Below are 18,802 nucleotides of genomic sequence, written 5' to 3' on the forward strand. Positions count from 1 at the left end.
CCCGCGCGCGTCCCGCTCGTTGACCCGGCATGGAGCAGTTGCCGACCATCGCGGCCCCGGGCGTCGGCGAGCGGGCCGACGCCGCGGCCGACGCCGCCTGTCACCTCTACGACGCCGTCGCCCCCTGGAGCGCCGTCCGGCCCGGCGGGTGGAGCCGTACGGCGGCCGAGGACGCCGCCGACACCATCGAGACCACCGCCCACGCGTTGGCGCACCTCCACCCGCGGGCCGAGGTCATCCTGGCGCCGGTCCACGCCGCCCTCGCCGACCTGCGCCACCAGTTCGCCCTCGCGCCCGTCGACCGGCCGAACGCCGAGGCGGTCCCGGCGACGCCCCGCAGCGTGGGAAACCCGCGGCGGACCCGCTGGGTGCGGGTGGTCAGCCCACCGTTGCCTCGGCGACAGCCTTCTGGTAGAGCTTCCTGACGTCGGCTCCGAAGTAGGAGCTGTACGAGGTGTCGGCGGTGTCGCCGCCGGTCTTCCAGCCGCCGATGACCCCGACCACGTCCCCCGTCTCGGACACCTTGTCGTAGTGGGTCAGGAAGGGGCCGCCGCTCGTGCCGCCCGGGTAGCCGGTGCAGTCGATGCGCAGGAACGACCCGGGGATGCCCGGATCGGTGCTGGTGAACTTGGTCGTGCGGTTCACGCACAGCCGCGGCCGTGCCGCGGACGCCGGGTAGCCGATCAGCGTCACCTGCGGGTGGGCGTAACCGGCGCCGGTGGCCAGCCGGTTCCCGCCGACCACCTCCTCGACCGGGTACCCGTCGGCATCCGGGCCGACCTGTGCGAACGCCACGTCGAGGGTGGCCGCCCGGTCCGCCCCGAGGCTCTTGTAGCGGGGGTCGATCCACACCTTCGACCGCCCCTGCGCGTCCCGCAGCACCGGGAACATGCCGTACGGCTGCGGGTTCTCCGCCGTGTACAGCGGGACGAACGCCACCTGCCGGGCGTCCGTGCCCAGCAGGCAGTGCGCCGCGCTGAGCACCAGGTTGCGGCCGGGGGAGGAGACCACGCTGGCGGTGCAGAAGTAGGCGCCGCCGTCCTTCATGACGAACATGCGGCCGACGACCGGGATCCCGTCGAAGTCCGTGCCGGTGCCCGGGTCGGCGGCCGCGGCCGACCCGTCGGGCCCGCCCGCGTTGACCGGGGCGGCGGACGCCATCCGGTCGGCCGTCCAGAAGGCCTCCGCCTCCCGGGCGGACCACCGGCCGGTCACCGGGGGTGGGCCGCTGCCCGCCTCGGCCACGGGCAGCGGCCCGCTCGGCAGCAGCAGGGCGGCCGCCATCGCCGCCACCGTCAACAGTCGTCGCATGTCGGGCTCCTCGGGGCTCCGCTAGACGGCCTGGGGGAAACGGAACAGCCGCCCCGGGTCGTGGGCGCGCCGCACCTCTTCGAGGCGGGCGAGGTTCGGCCCGTAGTAGGCCGTGCGCCAGTCGGGCAGCTTCGGATCGGTGTAGTTCTGGTACGCGCGCCCGCCCGCCCACGGGCGCAGGTCCTGCCAGAGCCCGTCGAGCCAGGCCAGGTGCCGGACGGTCTCGGCGGGCGTGGCGGCGGCCGGCCAGTAGGCCAGGTACTGGGTGAGGAAGGCGCTGTCGCGGTGCACGAACGCGGTGTCGGCGGGCGCCGGCCGGTTCACGGCGCCGCCGCAGTCCCCGGTGAACTGCACGACGCCCAGTCCGCCGGCGGGCACGTCCTGCGCGTACCGGCGCACCCGGGCCAGGACCGCGGCCACGGCGCCGTCCGGGAGGCCGGCGGCGGGCCAGAAGTCCGAGCGGGCGCCGTACGAGTCGCGGTCGACCCCGCCCTCGGGGCCGCGGCCGGGCAGCGTGCCGGGCAGTCGGCACTGGGCGGCGGTCCGCTCCAGGCAGCCGGACATGGCGCGCAGGGTCTCCTCGTAGCCGCGGACGACGGTCCAGGAGTCCCGGGGCGGGCTGCCGACCAGGTCGGCCAGCCGGGTCAGCTGCCGGTCCAGCTCGGCGCGTCCGTCGAGGCAGAGCACGCGGACGGCGGGCGGGGGCGGGGGACCGGCCGGGAGGAGGAACTCCACCTGGCTCCAGAACGGTTCGGGCAGGTCGGCCAGCCAGCGCTGCCAGCCGCGGAGCACGGCCGCGCAGTCGGCGTCCGCGGCGGACCAGTGGAGTTCGGCGTAGGCGCAGTCGGAGGCCGGGTGGGTGGCGAAGCGGAGTTCGGTGACCACGGCGAAGTTGCCGCCCCCGCCGCCGCGCAGGGCCCAGAAGAGGTCCGGGTCCCGGGTGGCGTCGACCTCCCGGACGACCCCGTCCGGGGTGACCGCGGTGGCGCCGGTGAGGCGGTCGCAGGTGGCTCCGTACGCCCGGGAGGCCAGGCCCAGCCCGCCGCCGAGGGTGAGGCCGGCGATCCCCACGGTGGGGCACAGGCCGGTCGGGATGCCGCGGCCGAGTGCGGCCAGGGTCCGGTTGACCTCGCCGAGGCGGGCGCCCGCGCCGATCCGCACCCCCGCCCCGGACACGGCCACCGCGTCCATGGCGCTGACGTCGACGACGAGCCCGTCGGCGCGGGTCGACCAGCCGGCGTAGCTGTGGCCGCCGGAGCGCGGCACGACCGGCACCGCCGAGCGGCGGGCGAAGTCCAGGCAGGCGGCGACGTCCCCGGCGTGCGCCGGATAGGCCACGGCCGCCGGGGCGACGGTGTCGTAGCGCGGCTGGAACAGCTGCCGGGCCTGCGGGTAGTCGGGGTCGGCCGGCAGGACGAGCCGCCCGTCGAGGCCGCGGGCGAGCGCCCCGTAGTCGGGTCCCCGGGCGGGCGCCCGCCTCCCCGCGGCCGGCCCGGCGGCAGATCCGGCACCCGACGCGGCGCCCGCCCCGGCGCCCGGCGCGGCGGCGGATCCGCTGCCGCGCCGGGCAGCCGAGCCGGCGGCGGGCCCGGCGGCCGACCCGACGGCGGCGAGGACGGCCAGGGGTACGCCGGCCAGGAGCTGGCGTCGGTGGAGGGTCATTCCTCCTTCCTGCCATCGCCCGCGCCGATCGCCGTGCAGGCGGGCCCGCCGCCGCCGCGCTGCCCCCCGAACGGCCGACGGCCGTCCGGCGGGCCGTCAGTGCCCCGCAGCGGCCCCCTGCCGGGTGATCCCGGGTCCCGCCCCCCGGGCCGACGGTTCCGCCTCCAGGGCCGACGGCTGCTCGCCGCCGGCCCGGCGGGCCAGCAGGAAGCCCTGCGGGCCCGACTCGCCGGGGCCGGGCTGCCGGACCAGGCGGCCCACCTCGGCGAGCCCGGCGTCGGCGAGCCGTCCGGCGATCAGGTCGGGCGGGGTCCAGTACACGTCCAGGTCGACCCGGTGCCCGTACGCCTGCTCCAGGCGGATCCGCCGATCGCCCGCCTTGAACGCGATCAGCAGGTGGCCGCCCGGCGCCAGCACCCGGGCGAACTCCCCGAACAGCGGCGGCAGCCCGGCCGGCGGGGTGTGCACGGTCGAGTACCAGGACAGGATCCCGCCGAGCACTCCGTCCGCGACGTCCAGCGCGCCCATCGAGCCCACCTCGAACCGCAGGCCCGGATAGGTCCGCCGGGCCACCGCCACCATCGCCGGCGACAGGTCCACCCCGAAGGCCCGCAGGCCGAGCGCGTCCAGACGGGCCGTTATCCGGCCCGGACCACAGCCCAGGTCGGCGACCACCCGGCCGCCCGCCCCGCCGCCGCCCTCGCCCCGCACGCACTCGGCGAAGGCCGTCAGCATGGCCCGGTCGAGCGGTCTGCCGTCCAGCTCCGACCCGAGCAGCCGGGCGTAGTCGACGGCGACGGCGTCGTAGGACGCCCGTACGGAGCTCAGGTACGAGGTCTCGCTCATGCCCCCGGAGACTAGTGCGGTGACCGGAATGGTTCACCACCCCGCGACGCCCGGCGCACCCCCGGAAAGCGGGTTGACGAGGCCGGTCCACTGGTCGCCCGGGATCCCCGGGCTCAGCCGCATCAGCGTCAGCGCCTTGGTCGGCAGCGGAGCGCCCAGCAGCGCGTCCGTGTCGGCGGTGGGCGCCAGCCCGTCCACCGCCCGCCCGAGGACCTCCGCGAAGGCCGCCGCCGAGCCCGCCGTGGCCCCGAGGGCCCCGGCCAGCAGGGAGCCGAACAGCTTGCGCCGCAGGGCGGTCACGTCGTCGGTGACCAGCCGGCCCGCCACCGGCGGTACCCGCAGGCCGTGCCGGGCGAGGCGGGCCGGGCTGATCCGGACGTCGGCCAGGTCCCGGTAGACCAGCCGCAGCGGGGTGCCGTCGGCGGACAGGACCACGAGGAGGTTCTGCCCGTGGGCCTCCAGCGCCACCCCGAGGTCCAGCACCCGCAGGCACACGGAGAGCGCCAGCCGGGCGAACGCGGCCTGCCAGGCCGTCGAGCGGGCGAACGGCGCCCCGGCCAGCGCCGCCACCGGCACCACCCGCTCGCCCGCCGCCGGGTCCGCGTACGCCTCCGGCGGCTCGCGCAGCACCGCGGCCAGGTCCGGGCTGTGCGCCGATGCGGCACCCAGGGTGCGGGTGAAGTGCAGCCGCCCGTCCAGCCGCTCGGCCAGTGCCTGCGCGAAGGCGGACACCACGGCCGCCGTCTCGACCGAATAGCCCGAGATGTCCCGTACCGAGGAGGTCAGGCGGGTGCTCAGCGCCGTCTTGACGTGCGCACCGCCAGCCGCCGGGCTGAGCGTGCGCAGCGCCATCAGCGGGTGCGCCGCCCCGCCGGGACGCAGGGCGTCGGGTCCCAGGCCCGTCTGCTTCAGGACATGCTCGGCCTGCCAGGGGTGTACGGGCAGCAGGATCCGGCCCTCCTCCCGCAGTTCCGCCGGCCAGGCGCCCGTGACCAGGCATTCCTCAGCCCGTACGGCCACCAGCCCCAGCCGGACCACCGGCCGGTGCTCGGGTGCGTACGCCAGCTGCTCGGCCACGGAGAACCCGGGGCGGGAGCGGCAGTTCGGGTGGTACGGGTGCCCGTCGACCACCCGCTGCTCCCACTCCCAGGCGGTCTCCGGGTCCGGCTCGCCGGCCGGGGGCTGCCCCGCCCGCGACAGGGCCAGCGAGGCGGTGCTGCCGTCGAGCTCGGCGGCGAACGCGTCCCCGTGCGGCACCCGCAGGGCCGCCATCAGTCGTCCGGCCTGCCGGAACGGGGTGCCGTCGAGGAGCAGCTCGGTCACGTGCCCGCCGGTGGCGTACGGGTCCGGCGGCGGGCCCTCCAGCCGCCTGCCGTCGGACAGCAGGACGGCCGGTCCGCCGGAGCCCCGCTCGCGGCGCACCACCCACGGCAGCGGCTCGTACGCCAGCGCCCGCCACAGCCGGGTCAGCACCGCGGCCCGCGCGCCGCCGAGCGCGGACTCGTACGGGGCGCCGAGGGCAGGGCGTACGTCGGCCAGTTCGGCGGATACGGCCTCTTCGGCCGGGGAGTCGGGGAGGTTCATGCTGGGGTGCAGGGCCCTGTTCCTCTCGCTCACGCGGATGGTTGTGGTGATCGCGTCATCATCGCGGATACTGATGATCACGGCCGGTGGTCCGCCCAGCGGACCCCCGGCGCATGGGATGGACCGAATGGAATCCGTGGACCTCAACGCCGCCGCCGACGCACGCGCCGCCGCTCCCCTGCTCAACTGCCTGCTGCGGGAAGCGGCCGACCCCGAAGGCGGAGGCGTCCACCGGCTGCGCGGCAGCGGACGCCTGCTGCGGGTGCGCCCCGGCCGCCGGCCCGCACACCCCGAACTGGGCACGACCGACGGCTGGCGCCCGCTCAGCCACACCGAACTGGTGAAGCTGGTCGCCGACGAGCTGCACCGGTACACGGGCGCCCCGAACGACGAGCTCCCGGTCGAGATGGCCGACAGCCGCGCGGCCCTCGCCGCCCTGCTCGCCGCCCGGGCCGTCGCCGTACCGCCCGAGGACCCGTACGTCCTGTCCGAGCAGTCCCTCGTCACGGGCCACCCGTACCACCCCGCCCCCAAGGCCCGGGGCGGGGCCCCCGCCGCCAGCTGGCTGCCGTACGCGCCGGAGGCCCACGCCCGCTTCCCGCTGGTCTTCCTCGGGCTGCGCGAGGACCAGGTGGTGGAGGAGGGCGGGCCGGCCGCGGCCGAGGCGATCGACGCCCTGGCCGACCTGCAGGAGGGGCCCCGCCCGCCCGCCGGGTACCGGCTGCTGCCCGCCCACCCGTGGCAGCTGGAGCTGCTCGAAGGCTCCACCGCGGTGCGGGCCGCCTTCGCCGACGGGCGGCTGCTGCACCTGGGCCGCGGGCGGCGGCAGGCCTGGCCGACCGCGTCGGTCCGGACCCTGTACGTGCCCGCCGGCGGGCACGCCGGCGACTGCGCGGGGGACCCTTCGGGCGGGTCCGTGGTCGGTTCCGCGGGCGACCTCTTCGTGAAGTTCAGCCTCGACGTCCGGATCACCAACGACGTGCGCCGGCTGTGGCGGCACGACCTGCTGAAGCTGCGCCGCACGGACGCGGCCGTCGAGGCCGGCTTCGCCGCGCTGCGGGAGGACGGCGGATCGACCGCGGCCTGGCTCGCCGACCGCGGCTACCGCACGGCGGCCTTCGCCTTCGAGGAGCTCGCGGTGCTGGTCCGCGACGGGCTGCGCGCCCACGTGGTGCCCGGGGCGGTGCCGGTGCTCGCCGCCGCGCTCGCCGAGGGGTACGCGGACAGCCCGCTCGCCCGCACCGACGACCCGGGCGGGTGGTGGCGGGCGTACCTGCGCCAGGTCGTGCCGCCCGCGCTGGAACTGTTCGCCCGGCACGGGGCCGTGCTGGAGGCCCACCTGCAGAACACCCTGGTCGCGTTCGACGGCCGGGGGATGCCGGTGCAGGCCCTCTTCCGCGACGCGGAGGGGGTGAAACTGCTGCCGGAGCCCGACCGGGCGGCCGCCTGGCAGCGGCTGGTCTACTGCCTGGTCGTCAACCACCTCGCGGAGGTGGCCGGCGCCCTCGCCGAGGCCCACCCGGGGGTGGCGGGCCTGGTGTGGCCGGCGGTGCGGGAGGAGTTCCTGCGCTACGACGCCGAACGGGGCCTGCCCGAGGTGGCGGAGCTGCTCGCGGCCCCCGCCCTGCCGGCCAAGACGAACCTGCTGCTGCGCTGGACCCGCGCGGACGGCGCGGACGCCCGCTACATCCCGCTGCCGAACCCGCTGCGGTAGGGGGTCGGGGCGGTGGCGGCGGGTTCCGGCCAAGGTGGTCCGCGGACCCGCTTCCACCCCCACGAGAGGTATAGACCAATGCTACGTTGGGTGGGCAGTCCGCGCATTCCTTGACCATCCGTCAGAGGAGAAGCCATGCCCTCCCCTTCGCGGGACGGCGGCCCGGCCGCCGTCCCCAAGTACCAGCGGATCGCCGCAGCGCTGCGGCAGGAGCTCCGAGCCGCCGTGCACGGCCCCGACGGCCGACTCCCCTCGGAGCGCACCCTGGCCGCGCGCTACCGGGTCAACCGCCAGACGGTCCGGGCCGCGCTGCAGCACCTGCGGGAGGACGGCCTCGTCGTCACGGAACGCCGCGGCACGAGGTCGGCGCTCCCCGCGCGACCCCCGAGCCCCGCCCCGTCCGTGCGGTACGGGGTCGACGGGCCCGACGGGGCTCACGGCGCCTACGGGTACGCGGGACGCGCCGTGGATCCGGCGGCCGGGCCGGAGGTCCGGTCCGGGAGGGCGGGCGGTTCGGTCACCGTCGGGCCGGAGCTCGGGCCCGGGGGTGTGGCGGAGGTCGGGCCCGCTCCCGCGCCCCCGGCCGGTCCTGCTGCGGTGGGGGCGCCGGCGGCGGTGGTCGTCCAGGACTGGCTCGTCAGGGTGGCCGTGCCGCCCCCGCTCGCCGCCCTCCTCGGCGTGCGGAACGGTGAGCGCACGCTGGTGCACCACCGCCGCGAGCGCGGCCCGGCGGGGCAGACCCTCCAGCACGCCGTGACCTACCTCTGCCCGCACGCCCTGGCGCGCACCCCCGAACTGGCCGCCTACCGCGACCCCCCGACGGTCCGTGACGAGGACCTCGGCCCCCTGCACCGCTGGCTGGACCGGGCCGCCGAGCACGGCCGCGTCGCCGAGACCCTCACCATGACCCGCAGCAGCCACCCCGGGTCGGCCGCACCCGACTGCGGCCTGACCGTACGCCGCACGCTGCACGACGGCGCCGGCCGGCTGCTCGCCGTCACCGACCTCGCCTTCCCCACCTGGGACCGGCTGACCTTCCACCGGGACCGCGCCGGCGGGTTCCGCGTCAGCTGACGACGGGGGCGCGGACCGCGCGGGCCCGCCCGCAGCCCGCGCCCCCGACCCTCCCGGATCCCGGTGCGGGGCCGCCCGTGCGCCCGCGGCCGGTCCGTGGCACAGTGCCAGGACCACGACCGCCGCTCCCGGGAGCCACCATGCGCGATCCGCACCCCCTGCCGCGCTGCCCCGTGTGCGTGCAGGTGCCGGAACGCATCTCCTGGCGCCAACGCCCCGGCCGGCCCGTGGTCCTGCACTTCGCCCCGTGCGGCCACCACCACGCCACCGCTACCCCTCCCACCCTGACGGTCACCCCGCCCGGGCCGTCCGGCGGCCGCCCCGCCTGAGGACGCGCAGCCCCGCGGGCGCGTGGACGCGGGCACCGCCGGCGACGGCATCTCGGCCGCGGGCGTGCTCGAAGCTGCTCGTTTATCGGCCAGTTCGAGCAGCTTCCTCCAAGTGATCTCCACGGATCGCTATGTTGCCAGGCGCATGCCAAAGCGGTGTGTCCGTGACACGGACCGCACGAGGAGCTGCCCCATGACACTGTTCGGCATCCGCACGAGCGCGCGCAGGCGGCGGCGCGCCCTTCTGGCCGGGTTGGCCACCGGCGGGCTGGCCATGGCGGGGCTGGCGGCCGCCGGCCCGCTGAGCCTCCCCGCCTCCGCTGCGCCCGCCTCCACCCCCGCCCCCGATTCCGCCGCGGCCACGGCGGGCGACGTCACCGCGTTCTCCCGGTCGGGCAACACCTTCACCGTCACCGCGTCCAGCGGAGCCAGGGCCCGCGTGGTCATCGCCCGCGCCGACATCTTCCGGCTCTGGCTCTCGCCCGACGGCGGCTTCACCCAGGACCCCGCCGGCTCCGCCCTCGCCACCACCACCGACTTCGGCCCGGTCGGCGCCGGCTGGAGCGACGCGGGCTCCCACTACCGGATCACCACCGGAGCCCTGACCATCCGCGTCAACAAGTCCCCCCTGAAGTTCTCCGTCTACCGCACCGACGACTCCACCCTCGTCTGGGAGGAGAGCCGGCCCACCGCATGGACCGGCAAGCGCACCACCCAGTACCTGACCCGCGGCCCGGACGAGCAGTTCTACGGCACCGGCCTGCGGCTCGGGGAGTGGGCGCTGCGCGGCAAGACCGTCCCGGTCGCCGTCGACAACACCTGGCGCGAGAACGCCAACGCCAGCCCCGCCCCCTTCTACATGTCCACCAACGGCTACGGCGTCATGCGCAACACCTGGGCCCCGGGCTCGTACGGCTTCGGGGCCCCCACCACCCTCACCCACGACGAGAAGCGGTTCGACGCCTGGTACTTCACCGGCGACTCCCTCAAATCCGTGCTCGACGGCTACACCGACGTGAGCGGCAAGCCGTTCCTCGCCCCGCTGTGGGGCCTGGAACTCGGCAACGCCGACTGCTTCAACGCCTCGGACCCCGACTACCAGGGCGACCACGGCCGGCCCCGCCACCAGACCACCCCCGACGTGGTCGGGTACGCCGACGACGCCCGGGCCGCCGACATGCCGTCGGGCTGGTTCCTGCCCAACGACGGCTACGGCTGCGGTTACACCGCCCCCCTGAAGCAGACCGTCGACGCGCTGCGGGCCAGGGGCTTCCGGACCGGCCTGTGGACCTCCACCGGTCTCGCGGGCATCGCCGACGAGGTCGCCGGGGCCGGTTCCCGCGCCGTGAAGACCGACGTGGCCTGGATCGGCAGCGGCTACCAGTACGCCTTCGAGGGCGTGCAGCAGGCCGTCGACGGCATCGAGAAGAACTCCGACGCCCGCCGCTTCGTCTGGACGGTCGACGGCTGGGCCGGCACCCAGCGCAACGCCGTCGTGTGGACCGGGGACACCCACGGCACCTGGGACGACATGCGCTGGCACGTCCCCGCCATCGCCGGAGCCGGTCTCTCCGGCCTCAACTACGCCGCGGGCGACGTCGACGGCATCTTCGGCGGCAGCCCGCAGACGTACACCCGGGACCTGCAGTGGAAGGCGTTCACCCCGGCCTTCATGACCATGTCCGGCTGGGGCGCCGCCAACCCCTCCGCCGGCTACCAGGACAAGCAGCCCTGGCGCTTCGCCGAGCCCTACCGCTCCGTCAACCGCACGTACCTCCAGCTGAAGATGCGGCTGATGCCGTACCTGTACACGATGAGCCGCACCGCCCACGAGACCGGTGTGCCCAGCACCCGCGCCATGGTCCTGGAGTACCCGAACGACCCGGTGGCCCGCGGGAACCTCACCAGCGGCCAGTTCATGGCCGGCGACTCCTTCCTCGTCGCCCCGGTCGTCTCCGACACCTCCGTCCGCGACGGCATCTACCTGCCCGCCGGCACCTGGACGGACTACTGGACGGGGAAGACGTACGCCGGGCCGGGTTGGCTGAACGGCTACCGGGCACCCCTCGACACCCTGCCCCTCTTCGTCAAGGGCGGCGCGATCGTCCCGATGTGGCCGCAGATGAACCACACCGGCGAGAAGCCCGTCTCCACCCTCACCTACGACATCCACCCGCGCGGAGCCTCCACGTTCAGCCTCTACGAGGACGACGGCCTCACCCGCGCCCACCTGTCCGGCGCGTACGCCCGCCAGCAGGTCGACGTCACCGCCCCGGCGGCCGGATCCGGCACGGTCACCGTCTCCGTGGGTGCTCCCGTCGGCGACTACGCGGGCAAGCCCACCGCCCGCGGCTACGAGTTCACCCTCCACGTGGCATCCGCCCCCGGCCGGGTCGCCGTCGGAGGCTCCGCCCTCGCCCGCCTGGGCTCCAAGGCCGCCTACGACGCGGCCGCCACCGGCTGGTTCTTCGACCCCGCCGACCGCGGCGGCATCCTGTGGGTGAAGTCCGGCACCACGTCGGGCGCGTTCACCGTCACCGCCACCGGCACCACCGTCCCCGCCGCCGAACCGGTCCCGGTCGCTACCGCCCTGCCGACCGCGCCCTGACCCGAGCCGGACCCGGCCTACCCGGAGCGTGCGTCCGGCCCGGGCGTCAGGTGTCCCCGAGTACGGCCCGGCACTCCCGCAGTGCCGGGCCGCTCAGCAGTTCCTGCCAGCCGTCGAACAGGGCGCGCAGGCCCCCGCCGTGCGCCGTCCGGAACGCGGGGTCGGTGCGGGCCAGGTCCAGCTCGTTCGCGGCCGTCAGCTCGGCGAAGTCCCGCCGCGCCTGCAGGTCGGGGGAGTGGACCCGGCCGGTGAACCGGTCCCGGAAGGCCGGTTCCGCGGCGGTGAGCGAGGGGTACGAGGCCGAACGGTCGCAGCCGGCGTACAGATAGGCGATCCCCTCGGCCGCGTCGCCGATGACCGCGGCCAGTTCGGCCCGCCGGCCCACCGGCAGCAGGGCGGTGGCGAAGCCGTCCGTGCCGTAGAACGCGTGGCACAGGCCCGCGAGCCGCAGCTCGGGCCGCGCGTCCCAGGACGCGAGCAGCGCCTCGACGCGCGTGAGGTGAGCCAGGAGCGTCCCACCGGGATGTGGGATCCGCTCGGCGCCGAGTCCGCGCAGCAGGGCGAGGGCAGCACGGGTGGTCATGGCTCGATTCCCGTTCTCGTGAGCGGGTCGGCACCCGTCACCGCCCACCCCTCGCGTCCGGACCGACGGCGCGGGCGGGGACGGGTTGCCGCCCTGGGACCCGCAAACGATCGTGGTCCACCCCCACCTCCAAGTCAATCCTCTGATTTCCTATCAACACCCAAGCGATAGCTTGGATGTATGACTCTCGACGACCTGCGCGTCTTCGTGGCCGTATGCCGGGCCGGCAGCCTCAGCTCCGTCGCCCGCGACCTCGGCTGCACCCAGTCCGCCGTCAGCCAGCACGTCCGCCGCCTGGAGAAGCAGATCGGCACCGCCCTGCTCGCCCGCCACGCCCGCGGCGCCGTCCCCACCGAGGCCGGCCGGATCCTGCAGGCGGCCGCCGCCGACGGCATCGCCGGCCTCGACGGGGCGCTGCGCCATCTGGCGGACCTCGTCCGCGGGGACACCGGGTCGGTCCGCATCACCACGGGGGCGACGACCGTACGGCACTTCATGTCCGAGGCGATCGTCGGCTTCCGCCGCCGCCACCCCGAGGTCAGCCTGGAGTTCGAGACCAAGAACTCCGGCCGCGGCTGCTTCGACGCCCTCGCCGCCGACGACCTGGACCTCGCCTGGATCACCATCGGCAAGCCGGTGCGCGGCATCGAGCAGCGCCCCGTCCTGGAACTGCCGTGGGTCCTCGCGGTCGGCGCCGACGAGCCCCTCGCGTCCCGGCCCCGCATCGACACCCCCGACCTCGCCGGCATCCGCCACATCCGGCTCCCGCAGAACTCCACCTCCCGGTCCCACCTCGACACCGCCCTCGCCGAAGCCGGTGTCACCGTCCGCTCCGACACCAGCGTGGCGGACTGGGACACCGCCCTGCTCCTGGCCGAACTAGGGCTGGGCCACGCCCTGGTGCCCGCCCTGCCCGGCTGGCAGGTGCCCGGATCCGGCGGGCCGCTGCGCCTCGTCCCGATCCCGGCGCTGCCGCCCCTCCCGGTCGGCTGGGCCGTCCGCAGCTGGGACGCCCTGTCCCCGCTGGCCCGGGTCTTCGCCGACGATGTCGCCCGCAGTTGCCGGGCGCGCGCCGCGCGGCAGGAGTGACGCCGGCAACAGGCCCGCCGCGGGTAGGGCGGCCAGTGCGAGCAGCGCGCCCGGCGAGGCCCCCGCGCCCGCGGCGACGGCGATCCCGAGGACGGGACCGACGTTCATCGCCGTCTGCTTGAGCCCCCCGACGACCCCCGCGCAGCCGGGCGGGGCGTCCCCGACCACGGTCCCGGTGGCGGTCACCATGACGGCGGCGAAGCCGGCGCCGAGCACCGCGAACGCGGCCGTGACCGCGGGCCCGGCCCACAGGCAGAGCCCGGCCACACCGGCGACGACCAGGGCCGTGCCGCCGAGCGCCGTCCGACGCGGCCCCCACCGCCGCAGCAGCATCCCGGCCACCGGCGCCCCGGCGACCATGCACGCGGTCAGCGGCAGCACCAGCAGGCCGGTGGCCAACGGGTCCAGGCCGCGCCGCTCCTGGAGCAGGAAGGTGGCCGTGAACAGTGCCCCGAACATGCCCGCGGAGACGCACAGCAGCAGCGCCATCGACGCGGCGACCGGCACCGAGCGCGCCACGGCGGGCGGCACCAGCGGCTGCGCGGAACGCCGTTCGCGGCGCACAAACAGCGCGGCGGTCGCGGCGGCCCCGCCGAGCCCCAGCAGCGTCGGCGCGGACAGCCACCCGTGCCCGGGTACGCCGGCCAGCGCGTGCACGAGGATCGCGAGGGCGGCGGCGAGCAGCACCGCCCCCACCGGCTGCGGTCCGCGGGGAGCGGTCCGGTCCGGCGCGGGTGCCCGTACGGCCGGCACCAGGACGGCGATGGCCACGGCCACGGGGACGTTCAGCCAGAACACCGACCGCCAGCCCGCCTGCGCGACCAGCAGCCCGCCGAGCAGCGGTCCGGCCGCCGCGGCCACCCCGATCGCCCCGGTCCGGACGGCCACCGGACCGGCGAGCCGCTCCGCCGGGTACGCCAGCCGCAGCAGGGCGAGCGTCGCCGGCTGGAGCAGGGCCCCGAACACGCCCTGCACCGCCCGCAGGGCGATCACCCAGTCGATGCCGGGGGCGGTGGCGATGCCCGCCGAGGCCGCGGCGAAGCCGAGCACCCCGACGAGCAGCAGTCGGGCGTGCCCGTACCGGTCGCCGAGGCGGCCGGCGACGACGAGGAACGCGGCCACGGCGAGCAGGTAGGCGGTGCTGGTCCACTGCACCTGCGCCACGCTCGCCCCGAGGTCGCCACCCAGGGCCGGCTGGGCCACGCTGAGCACGGTTCCGTCGAGGGCGACGAGGGCCGCGGCGGCCACGCTGACCACGAGCGCGGGCCGCTGCCTCATGACGCGACCCGGCCGGGGCGGGCGTGGTGGCACATCTGCTCGAACACGGCGCGGTGCTCCGGCGCGCAGGCCGCTGTCTCCTGATCCATGACCCATGTCTAGCCGATCGGGGTAGACAGTGTCTACTCGCTGGCCGCGGCCGGGCCGAAAGGGCCCGTGGAGGGGATGATGGAGTCACCAGGTCCGTCGGCGACGCAGAGCGGGAGGTGTAGCGGTCATGGCTGAGCACGACGGCGGTCCGTCGGCGCGGAAGCTGGAGGAAGGCAGGCTGCTCAAGGAGCTGGAGGCCATCCACCGCACCCGCCACGAGACCCTGCTGCACGGGTCGGACGACGCGCTGGTCACCCATACGCAGCGGATGAACGAGCTGGAGCACGAGTACGTGCGCCGCCATCCGCAGCGCGCCCAGACGGCATCGCGCACCCGCTCGGGCGCCCGCGCCCGCACCAGCGGGGAGCAGGAGACGCCCGACGGCACCTGACCCACACCCCTGCACGTGCACCCGCCCCGCCCCCGGGCCCGCACCGGAGGCGGACCGCCCGGACGGCCCGGCCCGGTGAGGCCTCCCGGACCGGTCGGGCCGTTCAGTCCCCCCGGACCGGCCGCCCCGGACCGCCCCCGAGCACCGCCGGCGGGGCCGCCGGCGCCGGGCCCAGCGTCGTCGTGCCCGGGGCCGCGCGGTGCCCCAGGCCGGTCCGGTACGCGTCGAGCGCGGCCTCGGTGCGGCCGGTGCGCCGCAGCAGGTCGCCCAGCAGTCGGCACAGGTCCGCCAGGTCCCCGCTGGCCCCGCTCCGCTCCAGCAGGGCCAGTGCCTGTACGTAGTGCCGCTCGGCGCTCTCGGCCTCCCCGCGCTCCTCCGCCATCAGGCCGAGCAGCCGGTGCGCCCCGCCCGCGTGCACCGCCCCGTGGCTGTCGCCCAGCTCCAGCAGGCCCGCGAGCAGCTCGGCGGCCTCCTCGCCGCGGCCCAGCCGGCGCAGCACGTCCGCGAGTTCCACCTCCACCTGCGCCGTGTACAGGGCCGCCCGCCGGGCCGCCAGCATGTCCCGGGCCGTGCGCAACTCGGCCTCCGCCGACACCAGGTCGCCGTCCTGCGCCTGCACGTAGCCCCGCATCCAGTGGCAGTGCGCCAGGTCCGTCTGCAGCCGCAGCTGCCGGTAGATCGACTGGGCCTTGGCGAGGGAGGCGTCGGCGTCGGCCGTCCGCCCCGCCGCCAGGAACGTCCGCGCCACCTGTCGGTGCATCCCCGCGACCAGCGCCGGGTCGTCGACCCGCGGGGCGAGGGCGAGGGCGATCTCGGCGGCGCGGGCCGCGCGGGCGTGGGCGCCCATGTCGATGTACGGGCCGATCACCGCCGCGTACAGCAGGACGAGCGCCTCGGGGTCGGCCAGTCCGCTCGCGTCCAGTTCGTCGATCGCCGACTCCAGCAGGTAGCAGGCGTAGCGCAGCTCCCCGGCGAGCAGGTGGGCGACGGCCCGGCCGCGGACCGCGCGGGCCCGGCGGGGCGGCGGCTCGGCGGACAGCAGGCGCTCGACGGCCTCGAAGCGGCCGATCGCCGCGGCCAGTTCTCCCGACTCCAGGGCGCAGTCGCCGAGCCCGAGGAGCGCCTCCGCCTGCTCGGCGGTGAGGTCGAGCCGCTCGGCGTCCGCCAGGAGGCGCCGGTAGTGGGCGGCGGCCTCGACGGCGTCGCCGGTCGCCAGCGTCACCTGGGCGTCGGTGAGGGCGAGCCGCAACTCGGTGGCCAGCCGCGCGGGGCGGCCCGTGGCGAGCTCCTCGTACGAGGTGCCGAGCCGCTCGGCGAGGTAGCGCAGCGCCGCCTCCGACGGCCTGACCCTGCCCGACTCCAGGGTCGAGATGTAGGCGGCGGTGTACGAGGGCTCCGCCAGTGCCCGCTGCGTCAGCCCGCGTTCGGCGCGCATCCGGGCAACCCTGCGGCCGATCTCGGTCGGTTCGTCCATGAAGACCCCCTGCTGGTTCCAACTCCCCAGTATTCAGCGGCGACAGGCCATTGCACACGCCCCGGGCCGCCCCTAGGTTAAGCAGCCGGTTCACTGCACTTACGCGACCACTTAACTGCCTATCCCGGGGGAGGACTTCATGGACCGAGCCGTCCGAACGGCCCTGCGCGCCGCCGTCGCCGCGGCCGGCACGACCGCGCTGCTGCTGGCCGCGGGCCCGGTCGGAGCGACCGCCGCGCCCGCACCGCCGTCACTGTCCTCACCCGCCTCACCCGCCGCACCGGCAGCGCCCGCCGCACCGGCCTGGACCGGAACCGGCCCCCGCGTGGAGGTGCCGGGCCCGGAGGACGGCACCGCCGCCGGATCCGGCCACGTCCGGGTGCGTGCCGCCGGACGCGCCGGGGACGGGGCCCGCCTCTCCGAGGCCGAGCGGGCCGCCGACGGCGCCGTCACCAAGATCGTCGACGGGGGGCCCACCGCGGACCGTCTCGACGTCGTCGTCGTGGGCGACGGCTACACCGCCGCCGAGCTGGACCGCTTCCACGCCGACGCCCAGGCCAAATGGGCCGAGATCACCGCCGTCGAGCCGTACGCCACCTACCGCAACCTCTTCAACGTCTGGACCGTCGACGCCGTCTCCCACGACTCCGGCGTCACCGGCGACCCCACCCCCGCCACCGTTCGCGACACCGCCCTCGGCTCGTACTTCTGGTGCGAGGACATCGAACGGCTGCTGTGCATCGACCAGCCGAAGGTGGACGGGTACGTCGCGAAGGCACCCGACGCCGACCTCGTCCTCGTCCTCGCCAACAGCGCCAAGTACGGCGGCGCCGGCTACAACGAGCGCAGCGCCACCCTCGGCTACGAGGGCATCTCCACCGCCTCCGCGGGCAACGCCAAGTCCGGCCAGGTCGCCATCCACGAGACCGGCCACTCCCTCGGCAAGCTCGCCGACGAGTACTTCTACCCCGACACCCCCGGCTACGAGAAGTACGAGGGCCCCGAGCCCGGCGACTCCAACACCTCCACCCTGACCGCCGACCGGATGGCCGCCGAGCGGACCAAGTGGTACCGGTGGCTCGGCGAGCCGTCACCCGACGGCGGCACCGTCGGCGCGTACGAGGGCGGCGGCTACTACGTCACCGGCCTCCACCGGCCCACCGACAACTCGCTGATGCGGATCCTCGGCAAGCCCTTCAACCTGCCCGGCACCGAGGCGATGATCGGCGGCTTCTACCAGCACGCCCGGCCCGTCACCGCCGTCACCCCGACCACCCGCACCCTGCGGCTCCACCACACCGCCAAGGTGACCGTGCCCCGGCTCACCGGCGCCGACGGGCGGCAGCTCGACGTCCGCTGGCACCTCGACGGACGCGAGCTGAAACGCCTCGCCGGCCGCAGCGAGGTCGCCGTCGCGGAGCTGTGGCTGCTCGACCTGCGCAGCCACCGGCTGTCCGTCACCGTCGAGGACCGCACCCCCGCCGTGCGCGACCCCAAGACGGCCGGCACCCTGCGCGCCACGGTCGGCTGGACCGTCCGCCTCTGACGCCCCGCCCGCTCGACGGCCCGGCTACGCCGCCGGGTCCGGGCGGGCGGCGTACGTCCAGAACGCGCGCATCACCTCGGGCGCGGTCGGGCTGCTCAGCGACACCTGGGTCAGGAGCACGGCGACGGTGTCCGTCGACGGCGTGACGTGGGCCGCCGTCCCCGTGCCGCCGATCCAGCCGTACCGCCCGACCACGTTCCACGGATTCCGCGGCGCCACGTCCACGGAGCCGCCGAACCCCCACCCCTGCCCCTCCAGGAACAGCTCGGCGCCCGCCCGCTGATCGGGCGTCAGCCAGTCCGTGGTCATCCGCTGCACCGACCCCTCGGTCAGGATCCGGCCCCGGCCGCCGTCCAGGGCGCCCCCGGCGAGCAGCATCCGGCAGAAGGCGGCGACGTCGTCGGCCGTCGAGACGAGGCCGCCGGCGCCCGACGGGAACGGCGGGGTGCTGCTCCACTGCCCGTGGGGCGGATCGAGCAGCTGGAGCCCGCCGTCGGCCGGCCGGTACTGGCCGGTGAACCGCCCCAGATCGGCGGTCGGCACGGCGAATCCGGTGTCGGCCATGCCGAGCGGATCGAAGACCCGCTCCTCCAGGAACTCGGGCAGGGGCCTGCCCGACACCCTGGCGACCAGCACGCCCAGCACGTCCGAGCAGGTGTGGTACAGCCAGGCCTCGCCCGGCTGGCGCAGCAGCGGGATCCGCGACAGCGCCCGCATCCAGGCGTCCGGCGCCGGCACCTCCTGCGGCCGCGGCGGCCCCTGCCGCAGCTCGTCGAAGAGCAGCGCGACCGCGGGCAGCGAGAAGTCGTCGGGGAAGCCGATCCCGGCACGGAAGGTGAGCAGGTCGAAGACGGTGACCGGACGGGCCGCCGGCACCACGTCCGCCACCGGGCTCGCGGGCGTCCGCACGACGACCGGCGAGGCCAGTTCCGGCAGCCACGGCGCGACCGGGTCGTCCAGTGCGCACCGGCCCTCCTCGACCAGCATCATCACCGCGGCGGCCGTGACGGGCTTGGTCAACGAGGCGATCCGGAAGATCGAGTCCCGGACCATCGGGGAGGTCCCCTCCGCGTCCGCCGACCCGACCGCGGCGACCTCCACCTGGCCGGCGCGGTCCACCAGGGCCACCGCCCCGGGCACCGCCCCGCCGTCCACGAAGGGCGCCAGGACCTCGCGCAGACCGGTCATCACTTCCGCCTCTCCGCCGCGACACCGCCGGAATC

15 protein-coding genes and 1 pseudogene are annotated in these 18,802 nt (G+C 76.1%); 8 read left to right on the forward strand and 8 right to left on the reverse strand.

Translation table 11 applies throughout. The features are described from left to right. Positions 1-29 precede the first annotated feature (29 nt). Positions 30-425 (forward strand): hypothetical protein, encoded by a 396-nt coding sequence (locus tag ACZ4VL_RS30760; RefSeq protein WP_468206402.1) that lies wholly within the window; start codon positions 30-32, stop codon positions 423-425. On the opposite strand, the gene ACZ4VL_RS30765 is transcribed toward ACZ4VL_RS30760, so the two are convergent. From ACZ4VL_RS30765 to ACZ4VL_RS30780, 4 genes are all read right to left on the reverse strand, one after another. Beyond that, positions 379-1,311 carry a S1 family peptidase gene (locus ACZ4VL_RS30765; RefSeq protein WP_468206405.1) on the reverse strand — a complete coding sequence of 311 codons (933 nt, stop codon included), beginning with the start codon at positions 1,309-1,311 and terminating at the stop codon, positions 379-381. The genes ACZ4VL_RS30760 and ACZ4VL_RS30765 overlap by 47 nt on opposite strands. Positions 1,312-1,332: 21 nt before the next feature. Then, positions 1,333-2,973: an FAD-binding oxidoreductase gene (locus ACZ4VL_RS30770; protein WP_468206408.1), complete on the reverse strand. Its 1,641-nt coding sequence runs from the start codon at positions 2,971-2,973 to the stop codon at positions 1,333-1,335. Positions 2,974-3,069: 96 nt separating this feature from the next. Beyond that, positions 3,070-3,819, reverse strand: coding sequence for a class I SAM-dependent methyltransferase (locus ACZ4VL_RS30775; RefSeq protein WP_468206411.1), 750 nt, complete (start codon positions 3,817-3,819; stop codon positions 3,070-3,072). A 33-nt stretch (positions 3,820-3,852) separates the two neighbouring features. Then, positions 3,853-5,403, reverse strand: a complete 1,551-nt coding sequence (locus tag ACZ4VL_RS30780; protein ID WP_468206472.1) for an IucA/IucC family protein — start codon at positions 5,401-5,403, stop codon at positions 3,853-3,855. 118 nt (positions 5,404-5,521) lie between these two features. Between ACZ4VL_RS30780 and ACZ4VL_RS30785 the strand changes: the two genes are divergently transcribed. The 4 genes from ACZ4VL_RS30785 to ACZ4VL_RS30800 all read left to right on the forward strand — a co-directional run bounded on the left by ACZ4VL_RS30785 (position 5,522) and on the right by ACZ4VL_RS30800 (position 11,128). Continuing rightward, positions 5,522-7,117 carry an IucA/IucC family protein gene (locus ACZ4VL_RS30785; protein WP_468206414.1) on the forward strand — a complete coding sequence of 532 codons (1,596 nt, stop codon included), beginning with the start codon at positions 5,522-5,524 and terminating at the stop codon, positions 7,115-7,117. 135 nt (positions 7,118-7,252) lie between these two features. Next, complete coding sequence (locus tag ACZ4VL_RS30790; protein WP_468206417.1) at positions 7,253-8,191, forward strand: winged helix-turn-helix domain-containing protein; 939 nt, start codon at positions 7,253-7,255, stop codon at positions 8,189-8,191. 140 nt (positions 8,192-8,331) lie between these two features. Beyond that, a complete protein-coding gene (locus ACZ4VL_RS30795; protein ID WP_468206419.1) occupies positions 8,332-8,520 on the forward strand; it encodes a hypothetical protein in 189 nt (62 codons plus the stop codon). 193 nt (positions 8,521-8,713) lie between these two features. Continuing rightward, a complete protein-coding gene (locus ACZ4VL_RS30800; RefSeq protein ID WP_468206422.1) occupies positions 8,714-11,128 on the forward strand; it encodes a glycoside hydrolase family 31 protein in 2,415 nt (804 codons plus the stop codon). Positions 11,129-11,174: 46 nt separating this feature from the next. Here ACZ4VL_RS30800 and ACZ4VL_RS30805 read toward each other — a convergent pair whose 3' ends face one another. After that, a complete protein-coding gene (locus tag ACZ4VL_RS30805; RefSeq protein WP_468206424.1) occupies positions 11,175-11,711 on the reverse strand; it encodes a DUF6817 domain-containing protein in 537 nt (178 codons plus the stop codon). Between the two features lie 180 nt (positions 11,712-11,891). On the opposite strand from ACZ4VL_RS30805, the gene ACZ4VL_RS30810 reads away from it, so the two are divergent. Beyond that, positions 11,892-12,800, forward strand: a complete 909-nt coding sequence (locus tag ACZ4VL_RS30810; protein ID WP_468206427.1) for a LysR family transcriptional regulator — start codon at positions 11,892-11,894, stop codon at positions 12,798-12,800. On the opposite strand, the pseudogene ACZ4VL_RS30815 reads toward ACZ4VL_RS30810, so the two are convergent. Next, positions 12,771-14,078, reverse strand: a pseudogene (locus tag ACZ4VL_RS30815) (MFS transporter); the annotation flags it as partial. The gene ACZ4VL_RS30810 and the pseudogene ACZ4VL_RS30815 overlap by 30 nt on opposite strands. Positions 14,079-14,295: 217 nt before the next feature. Between ACZ4VL_RS30815 and ACZ4VL_RS30820 the strand changes: the two are divergent. Then, a complete protein-coding gene (locus tag ACZ4VL_RS30820) occupies positions 14,296-14,559 on the forward strand; it encodes a DUF6158 family protein (RefSeq protein WP_361085452.1) in 264 nt (87 codons plus the stop codon). A 103-nt stretch (positions 14,560-14,662) separates the two neighbouring features. Here the strand turns inward: ACZ4VL_RS30820 and ACZ4VL_RS30825 are convergent, their stop codons facing one another. Continuing rightward, entirely contained in the window at positions 14,663-16,033 is a 1,371-nt protein-coding gene (locus tag ACZ4VL_RS30825) for a helix-turn-helix domain-containing protein (RefSeq protein ID WP_468206429.1), read from the reverse strand. Positions 16,034-16,172: 139 nt separating this feature from the next. Between ACZ4VL_RS30825 and ACZ4VL_RS30830 the strand changes: the two genes are divergently transcribed. Further along, the gene (locus ACZ4VL_RS30830) at positions 16,173-17,579 is read left to right on the forward strand and encodes a M64 family metallopeptidase (protein WP_468206431.1); all 1,407 of its coding nucleotides are present in this window, start codon (positions 16,173-16,175) and stop codon (positions 17,577-17,579) included. A 24-nt stretch (positions 17,580-17,603) separates the two neighbouring features. On the opposite strand, the gene ACZ4VL_RS30835 is transcribed toward ACZ4VL_RS30830, so the two are convergent. Further along, entirely contained in the window at positions 17,604-18,767 is a 1,164-nt protein-coding gene (locus tag ACZ4VL_RS30835) for a serine hydrolase domain-containing protein (RefSeq protein ID WP_468206434.1), read from the reverse strand. Positions 18,768-18,802: the final 35 nt, after the last annotated feature.

The sequence above is a fragment of the Streptomyces sp. NPDC029014 genome (assembly GCF_055564695.1).